Genomic DNA, 9,101 nt, shown 5'->3' on the forward strand with positions numbered 1-9,101 from the left:
AATGCCGCGATGCCCGAGACCGCTGTTCAAGATCTGCCCTTCGTCCACCTGCGCATGCACACCGAGTTCTCGGTGGTGGACGGCACGCTACGCACCGATGACGCCGCCGATGCGGCCGCCAAGGACGGGCAGGTGGCGGCGGCGATCACGGACCTGGCCAACCTGTTCGGCGGCATCAAGTTCTACTCGGCCGCGCGCAAGAAGGGCGTGCAGCCCATCCTCGGCGCGGACTGCTGGCTGGAGAGTGACGCGAGCGACAAGCCGCCCACGCGTCTGCTGCTGCTGGTGCAGGACCGCCAGGGCTATCTGAACCTCAGCGAGCTGCTGTCGCGCGCCTGGATACAGAACGTGCAGCGCAACCAGGCCTGCGTGACCTGGGACTGGCTGCAGGAGCTGGGCGGCGGGCTGATCTGCCTGTCCGGCGCCCAGCATGGCGGCCTGGGCCAGGCGCTGCTGCAGGGCGACAAGGTGCGCGCCAGGGAGTGGGCGCAGAAGCTGGCGGCGCTGTTCCCCAACCGCTTCTACATCGAGCTGCAGCGCGCCGGGCTCCCCGGCCAGGAGGCGCTGGTGCAGGCCAGCGTGCCGCTGGCGGCCGAGCTGGGCCTGCCCGTCGTCGCGACCCACCCCATCCAGTTCCTCGGCGAGGACGACTTCGAGGCCCATGAGGCGCGCGTCTGCGTGGCCGAGGGCGAGACGCTCGCCAACCCCAAGCGCATCAAGCGCTTCCTGCCCAGCCAGCACTTCAAGACCCAGGCGCAGATGCGCGAGCTGTTCAACGACGTGCCGAGTGCGATCCGGAACACCGTCGAGATCGCGCGGCGCTGCTCGCTGACGCTGGTGCTGGGCAAGCCGCAACTGCCCAACTTCCCGACGCCGCTGCTGGAAGACGGCACGCCCATGCCGATGGACCGCTACTTCCGCGAGCTGAGCCACGAAGGCCTGGCCGGGCGGCTGGAGCACCTGTTTCCCAACGAAGCCGAGCGCGAGAAGGAGCGCCCGCGCTATGTGGAGCGGCTGGACTTCGAGCTGGACACCATCATCAAGATGGGCTTCCCGGGCTACTTCCTCATCGTGTCGGACTTCATCCGCTGGGCCAAGGAGAACGGCTGCCCGGTGGGCCCGGGCCGGGGCTCGGGCGCCGGTTCGCTGGTGGCCTACGCGCTGCTGATCACGGACCTGGACCCGCTGCGCTACAACCTGCTGTTCGAGCGCTTCCTGAACCCCGAGCGGGTGTCCATGCCCGACTTCGACATCGACTTCTGCCAGGGCAACCGCGACCGCGTCATCGAGTACGTGAAGGACAAGTACGGCCGGCCGGCGGTCAGCCAGATCGCGACCTTCGGCACCATGGCTGCCAAGGGCGCGCTGCGCGACATCGGCCGCGTGCTGGGCATGGGTTTCGGCCATGTGGACTCCATCGCCAAGCTGGTGCCTGCCCCGCCCGGCAAGACAGTGACGCTGGCCAAGCTGCCGCCCAACTTCGATCCGGACAAGGCCAAGATGGTCTACGCCCGCCACGAGTCGCCGGAGATCGAGGAGCGCGAGAAATCCGACGAGGAGGTGGCCGGCCTGCTGGAGATGGCCGCGCGCGTGGAGGGCACGGTGCGCTCCATCGGCATGCACGCCGGCGGCGTGCTGATCGCGCCCGGCAAGATCACCGACTTCTGTCCGCAGTATCAACAGCCTGGCTCGACGTCCGCGGTGAGCCAGTTCGACAAGGACGACGTGGAGGCCATCGGCCTGGTGAAGTTCGACTTCCTGGGGCTGGCCACGCTGACCATCCTGGAGCTGGCCAAGGACTTCATCGTCGCCCGCCACGCCGACCGCAAGGGCTTCGACTGGGCCAATGTGCCGCTGGACGACCGCAAGGTCTTCAAGCTCTTCGGCGACGGCTATTCGGAGAGCGTGTTCCAGTTTGAATCGCCCGGCATGCAGCGACTGCTGAAGGACGCCAAGCCGTCGCGCTTCGAGGATCTGATCGCCCTGGTGTCGCTGTACCGCCCGGGGCCCATGGACCTGATCCCGTCCTTCGTCGCGCGCAAGCACGGCAAGGAGACCATCGAGTACCCGCATCCGTTGCTGGGCCAGGTGCTGGAGGAGACCTACGGCGTCTTCGTCTACCAGGAGCAGGTGATGCAGGCGGCCCAGGTGCTGGGCGGCTACAGCCTGGGTGGCGCCGACATGCTGCGCCGCGCCATGGGCAAGAAGAAGGCCGAGGAGATGGCCATGCACCGCGAGATCTTCCGCAAGGGGGCCGCGGAGAAGGGCATAGACCAGGCCAAGGCCGACGAGGTCTTCGACCTGATGGAGAAGTTCGCGGGCTACGGCTTCAACAAGTCGCACGCCGCGGCCTACGCCTTGCTGTCGTACCACACGGCCTGGCTGAAGGCGCATTACACGGCCGAGTTCTATGCCGCGAACATGACCATAGAAATGGACGACACCGACAAGCTCAAGGTGTTGCTCAACGACGCCAAGATCTTCGGCATCGAGTTCCAGGCGCCCTGCGTGAACAAGGGCCAGTACCGCTTCGAGCCGCTGACGAGCCGGCTCGTGAACTACGGCCTGGGCGCCATCAAGGGCACGGGCCGGGGCGCCATCGAGGCCATCCTGGCGGCGCGCGAGGCCGGCGGGCCCTTCCTGAGCTTCTACGACTTCTGCCTGCGCGTGGACCGCAAGTCGGTCAACAAGCGCGTGGTGGAGGCGCTCATCAAGGCCGGCGCCTTCGACAGCATCAACCCCGAGCGCAGCAAGCTGCTGGCCAGCGTGGCTCGCGGCTACACGCATGCGGAGACGACCGAGGCCAACGCCGACCAGGGCGGGCTGTTCGACTTCGGCGACACGCATGGCTCGTCCACCGCCGAGCCCGACCTCGTGCACGCCGAGCCCTGGAGCATCAAGGAGCGGCTGTCGCTGGAGAAGACGGCAATCGGCTTCTACCTGTCGGGCCACCTGTTCGACCAGAGCGGCGCCGAGGTGCGCCGCATCGTCAAGCGCCAGATCGCCGACCTGGCGGACAGCCGCGAGCCGACGCTGGTGGCCGGCATCGTCAGCGGCATGCGCGTCATCAACGGCCAGCGCGGGCGCGTCGCCATCTTCAAGCTCGACGACAAGAGCGACGCCATCGAGGCCGTTGCCAACGAGGAGTTGCTGAACGCCAACAAGGAGTTGCTGGCCGAGGACGAACTCATCATCGCCCAGGGCAAGGTGCAGAACGACCGCTTCTCCGGCGGCCTGCGCATGAACGTGCAGGCGGTGTGGAGCCTGGCGGCCGCCCGGGCGCGCTTCGGCCGGCATCTGCTGCTGGGCAACGCCGGCGCGGCGGGACTGCTCAAGGAGATCGCCGATCGCTTCCCGCCGCGCGACGTCGAGACCGAGGAGGGCGGCACGCGCAAGCTGGGGCTGCCGGTACGCGTGGCCCTGCGGGCCGAGCCCGAGGGCGAGCGGGTCGGCGCGCGTTGGCTGATGGAGCTGGGCGAGGCCAGCCGCTTCTGGCCGGCCGACGAGGCGCTGGCGAGGCTGGGTGAGGCGGCCGAGGTCATTTACGAGGCCGGCTGAGGCCCGGTATCGGCGATGATTTCGCCGATGCCGCAAGCTGCGCCCCAGCCCCGACTCCAGTTGCAGGGGCTCGTCCGCCCGCAGCCGGTCACGGGCCTGATCCTGACCGGCGGCGGCGCGCGTGCGGCCTACCAGGCGGGCGTGCTGGCCGCGATCGCCCAACTGCGCCGCGACGCCGGCGCGACGGGCAATCCCTTCCCCGTCATCAGCGGCACCTCGGCCGGCGCCATCAACGCGGCGACGCTGGCCTGCCATGCCGATGACTTCGACGGCGCCGTCGACGGCCTTCTGCACCTCTGGCAGGGCTTGCACGTGGAGAGCATCTACCGCGCGGACGCCTTCGAGGCCGTGAAGAGCGGCGCGCGCTGGCTCAGCATGCTGAGCCTGGGCTGGGCGATTGCGCGCTGGCGTCGCAGCCACCCCAAGAGCCTGCTGGACAACTCGCCGCTGCGGTCCCTGCTGGGCAAGTACCTGGACATGAACCGTGTCGAGGCCATGCTCGCCGGTGGCCACCTGCGCGCGCTGGCGCTGACCGGTTCCAGCTACACCTCGGGCCAGCATGTCACCTTCTTCCAGACCCACCATCATGTGGTGCCCTGGCTGCGTGAGCAGCGCATGGCGGTGCAGACACCGCTGACGCTGGCCCACCTGATGGCCTCGTCGGCCATCCCTTTCATCTTCCCGGCCGAGTTGCTGGACCTGGAGGGCATGCCCGAGTGGTTCGGCGACGGCTCGATGCGCCAGAGCGCGCCGATCTCGCCGGCCGTGCACCTGGGCGCCGAGCGCATCCTCGTCATCGGTGCCGGCCGCATGAAGGAGCCGGAAGGCCGCCGCCTCGGGGCGACGGACAACCACCCCAGCATGGCCCAGATCGCCGGCCATGCGCTGTCCAACATCTTCCTGGACGCGCTGGCCGTCGACGTCGAGCGGCTGCGCCGCATCAACCGCACGCTGGCCCTGCTGCCGCAGGAGGCGCGCACGGCGACGGCGCTGCGTCCCATCGAGCTGCTGGTCATCGCGCCCAGCCGCCGCCTGGACGACCTGGCCGGCGAGCACCAGGCCAGCCTGCCGCATTCGGTGCGGGCCATGCTGCGGGCCATCGGCGTGTCCGGCAAGGGCCAGAAGACGAGCGGCTCGGCACTGATCAGCTATCTGCTGTTCGAGCCCAGCTTCATCAACGAGCTGATCAACCTCGGCATGAGCGATACGCTGGCCAAGCGGGCCGAGGTGCAGCGCTTCTTCGGCTGGCCGGCCCGCACGCCGCAGATCGACCCGGCGCTGCTGCGCCGCAGCCGTTCAGCCGGCTTCGCGGCCAGCGGCTGAGAACGGCCTTGCGGCCAGCGGGCGCTGAGGCCGGCAAGGGCAGAGGCTCCAGGTGGGCGTGGGTCGCCTGGTTCGCGTCGACCTCGGCCTGCGTCAGCGCGGCGAGCGTGGGCGGGGCGGGTGAGCGCCGTGCAGCGGCGCCCGCCGCCTCGCCTTCAGGCCTCGCCGGCCTGGGCCCGGACCATGGCCGCGTAGGCGCCGTCGCGTGCGATCAGCTCGGCATGGGTGCCGGTCTCGACCAGCCGACCGCCGCCCAGCACATGGATGGCGTCGGCGTCGCGGATGGTGGACAGGCGGTGGGCGATGACGATCAGCGTCTTGCGGCCTGACCAGGCCGCCAGCGCCTGCTGCACGGCGCGCTCGCTCTCGGTGTCCAGCGCCGAAGTGGCCTCGTCGAAGATCCAGATCGGCGCGTCCTTGTAGAGGGCCCGGGCGATGGCCAGGCGCTGGCGCTGGCCGCCGGACAGCTTGCTGCCATTGGCGCCCACGGCCGTCTCCAAGCCCTCGGGCAGCGTCTGCACGAAGTCCCACAGGTGGGCGGCGCGCAGCACCTGCTCCAGCTTGGCCTCGTCGCGCGGCTGGGCATAGGCGATGTTGGCGGCGACGGAGTCGTCGAACAGCACGATGTCCTGCGACACGACCGCGAACTGGCGGCGCAGCGATGCACGGCTCAGTGCCTCGATGTCGGTGCCGTCCAGCAGGACTCGCCCTCCGTCGGGCAGGCCGAAGCCCAGCAGCAGGTGGATGATGGAACTCTTGCCGGCGCCTGAGGCGCCGACCAGCGCCGAGGTCTTGCCGGCCGGGAAGAGCAGGTTCAGGCCGTCCAGCGCCGGGTGGGCAGCGCCGGGATAGGTCAGCCGCACGTCGTCCAGCCGGATCTCGCCGCGCGCCGGGCCTTCCAGCTGGCGCGTGCCGCGGTCCACCTCCTTGGGGGCGTCCATCAGCTCGAAGCAGCCGCGCGCCGTGATCAGCGCCCGCGTGACCGGCGCGGCGAGGTCGGAGAGGTGGCGCAGCCGCGAGGTCAGCAGCAGCAGCGCGGCGACGAACTCGGCGAAGTCGCCCACGCCGGTGCCGGTATGGCGGGCCTGCCAGAGCGCGATGCAGATGATGGCCGACAGCCCCACGGCAGCGACCAGCTGCGACAGAGGCTGCGACAGCGCGCCGGCCGTCACCGTCTTCAGGTTGGCGCGGCGTACCTCCTGCGACAGGGCAGTGAAACGCTCCAGCTCGTGAGGCGCTGCGCCGAACTGCCGCACCACGCGCCAGGCGCGCGTGATGTCGTCCACGCGGTTCACCAGCGCCAGCTGGGTGTCGTAGGAGCGCGAGGCCATCAGCCGCACGCGCTGGTTGACCTTCTTCATGACGAAGGCCATCAGCGGCGTGATGACGAGGCTCAGCAGCGTCAGCTGCCAGTTCACGTAGAACAGGTAGATCAGCATCGCGAGGGCGGGCAGGCCGTCGCGCAGCACGTTGATGCCGACCTCGCCGACGAGCTGCAGGATCTGTTGCGGGTCGTTGACGACCTTGCTGACCGCGGTGCCGGGCTGCATGCGCGTGTAGACCTGGGCGTCCAGCCGCAGCAGCGCATTGACCAGCGCGGCGCGGAAGTCCATCACGCAGCGCGTGACCGTCCAGTTGAAGAGGTACTGGCCCGCAAAGCCGAACAGGCCGCGGATGAAGTACAGCCCGATCAGCACCACCGGCACCATCCACAGCGAGAAGGCGTTCTTCGCGAAGCCCTCGCCAAACGCATACTTGATGAGCTTGGGGATGGCGGGCTCGGTGGCGGCCAGGCCGATGTAGGCCAGCACCGTCAGCGCGGCGCCCCAGCGGTGTGGATAGACGAACTGGCCGAGGCGTCGGGCAGGAGAGACGTTGTCGGGAGACATGGGGCGCGATTGTCGTCGCTGTTCGGGCGCCACCCGTGCGCGGCCGGCCATGGGGCGGCCCCACCATAGAATGCCGCGCCTCCGGCCCCATTCCCGATGCCCCAGACTTTGCTGCACGCCACCGACACCCGCCCGCGCACCGCGGTGCTGCTGCAGTGGGTCGGCATGGGGGATCTGGTCTGGCATGTGCCCTATTTCCGCCGCGTCGCAGAGACCAGCCAGGGTGGGCAGGCATCGCTGATCGCGTCGCCGACCGTCTTCGCGTCCCAGCTGGTGGGCCACGAGCCCTGGGTGGGCGAGATCATCGACTTCGACCGCCACCCACGCCGCCACGAAGGCCGCCAGGGCCGCCACCGGGGCGTGCTGGGCATGCTCCGCATGGGCCTGGAACTGCGCGAGAAGCAGTTCGACCGCATCGTGCTGTTCACGAACCACACCAACCGCTCATTGGTCGCGCTGGCAGCCAAGATTCCCGAGCGCCTGGGCTATGGCACGACCTGGCTGCAGCGCCGGCTGCTGTCGCACGGGCCGTGGATCAAGCGCTACAGCGGCCCGGCCGTGGGCACCTACGAGGACGCGACGCGGTTCGCCGTGGCGCATGGCTGGTGCGATGCGCCCATCGTGCCCAGTCTCGTCGTGCGCCCCGAGGCGCTGGAGCGAGTGCAGGCGCGGCTGCAGGGCCTGCCCCGGCCCATGCACGCGCTGTGCATAGGCTCGTCGGAGCCGTACAAGCAATGGGGCCTGGACAGCTTCGCGGCGCTGGCTGCCGAGATCGCACGCGCCGGCCATGGCGTGGTGCTGATCGCCGGCCCGGCGGAGCGCGAGATGGCGCAGGCCATCCTGCAGCGTGTCGACCCGGCGCTGCGCATGCGCCTGCTGGCCGTCACCGACGGCACGGTGGCCGAGACGGTGGCCGCCATGTCGCTGATGCGCACCTGCCTTGGCAACGACACCGGCGGCGTGCAGATCGCCGCCGCCGTCGGCACGCCGACCTGGGTCATGCTGGGGCCGCGCCCGCTGCTGGCCCATGACCCGCAGACGCTGCACCTGCTGACCGCGCGCCGCCTCGCCGACATCCGGCCGGATGACGTCGCCCGCATCGCATTGGGGCAGGGCGCATGAGCGGTGAAGACACCCGGCCGCTGACGGCCGTGCAGCTGCAGCTCAACGGCATGGGCGATCTGGTCTGGCATGCGCAGTACTTCCGCTGCGTCGCCGAGCAGAGCCGCGACGGGCAGGTCAGCGTCATCGCGGCGCCCACGACGATGGCGCGCGAGCTGATCGGCCACGAGCCCTGGGTGCGCGAGGTCATCGACTTCGACCGCCGCCCGCGCAAGAGCGAGCGCCGGCGCGGCCGGCACAGCGGCCTGGACGGGTTGTGGCGTTTCGGCGCCGAGCTGGCGCCCAAGGGCTTCGACCGCATGGTGCTCTTCTCCGACCACCCGGGCCGCGCCATCCTGGTCTGCTGGCGGGCCGGCATACGCACCATCCTCGGCTTCGGCGAGACCTGGCTGCAGCGCCTGCTGCTGACCCGGTCGGCATGGATCCGGCGCTACCGTGGCCCGGCCGTGGCCGGCTACAAGGATGCCACTGCCTTCTCCATCGCCCAGGGCTTCTGCACGGCGCCCATCGTGCCGCGCATCAGCGTGCGACCTGACGCGCTGGACCGCATGCGCGAGCGCCTGGCCGCGATGCCGCGGCCGCTGCATGTGCTGGCCATAGGCGCCTCCGAGCCCTACAAACAGTGGGGCGAGGGCAACTTCGTCGAGCTGGCCGGGCGCCTGGCTGCGCGTGGCCACGGCGTGCTGCTGCTGGGCGGCCCCGCCGAGGCCCAGCTGGCGCGGGACATCCAGGCGCGCGTGGCGCCGGCGCTGCGCGCGCAGGTGGCGACGATGACCGACGGCACGGTGGCTGACAGCGTGGCCGCGCTGTCGCTGGCGCAATCCTGCATAGGCAACGACACCGGCGCCATCCAGTTCGCCGCCGGAGTGGGTCGGCCGGCCTTCGTCGTGCTGGGACCGCGACCGCCGCTGGAGCATGACCCCGAGCATGTGCACATGCTGCGGGCCGCGCAGCTGGCGGACATCGGCGCCGCCGACGTCGAGGCGCAGGTGATTGCCGCGCTAGGCTGAAATTCCTCGAGCCTCCGGCCGAGTTTCCCTGTTGATTCAAGCACTTGGCGGGAATCGGGGGTGCGGCTGCTGTCTACAACTTGATGTCTTGGACGAGTTGCAGGGCGCGGTGCTGGGTTGGGCTGGGCTGGGTGAGGAGCTCGAAGCTCGGGGCATCAGGGCCTGCGCCTGGCGTGCGGCAGGTGTTGCGCACGAGCGT

Annotated in this window: 5 protein-coding genes; 4 read left to right on the forward strand and 1 reads right to left on the reverse strand. The window is 70.0% G+C overall.

What is annotated here, in order from left to right; genetic code table 11:
• The first annotated feature begins 9 nt into the window (after positions 1–9).
• Positions 10–3,558: a DNA polymerase III subunit alpha gene (gene dnaE / locus JOY88_RS01855; RefSeq protein WP_293499873.1), complete on the forward strand. Its 3,549-nt coding sequence runs from the start codon at positions 10–12 to the stop codon at positions 3,556–3,558.
• 27 nt (positions 3,559–3,585) lie between these two features.
• On the forward strand, positions 3,586–4,881 hold the full coding sequence (locus tag JOY88_RS01860) for a patatin-like phospholipase family protein (protein ID WP_293499875.1): 1,296 nt from the start codon (positions 3,586–3,588) through the stop codon (positions 4,879–4,881).
• 155 nt (positions 4,882–5,036) lie between these two features.
• Here JOY88_RS01860 and JOY88_RS01865 read toward each other — a convergent pair whose 3' ends face one another.
• Positions 5,037–6,770, reverse strand: a complete 1,734-nt coding sequence (locus JOY88_RS01865) for an ABC transporter ATP-binding protein (RefSeq protein ID WP_293499877.1) — start codon at positions 6,768–6,770, stop codon at positions 5,037–5,039.
• Positions 6,771–6,866: 96 nt separating this feature from the next.
• Here JOY88_RS01865 and JOY88_RS01870 point away from each other — a divergent pair, with 96 nt between their 5' ends.
• Positions 6,867–7,892 carry a glycosyltransferase family 9 protein gene (locus JOY88_RS01870; protein ID WP_293499879.1) on the forward strand — a complete coding sequence of 342 codons (1,026 nt, stop codon included), beginning with the start codon at positions 6,867–6,869 and terminating at the stop codon, positions 7,890–7,892.
• A complete protein-coding gene (locus JOY88_RS01875; RefSeq protein ID WP_293499881.1) occupies positions 7,889–8,902 on the forward strand; it encodes a glycosyltransferase family 9 protein in 1,014 nt (337 codons plus the stop codon). The genes JOY88_RS01870 and JOY88_RS01875 overlap by 4 nt, the downstream gene beginning before the upstream one ends.
• Positions 8,903–9,101 lie beyond the last annotated feature (199 nt).

Origin of the sequence: Roseateles sp. (assembly GCF_019237615.1) — a bacterium.
Lineage (GTDB): Bacteria > Pseudomonadota > Gammaproteobacteria > Burkholderiales > Burkholderiaceae_C > Pelomonas.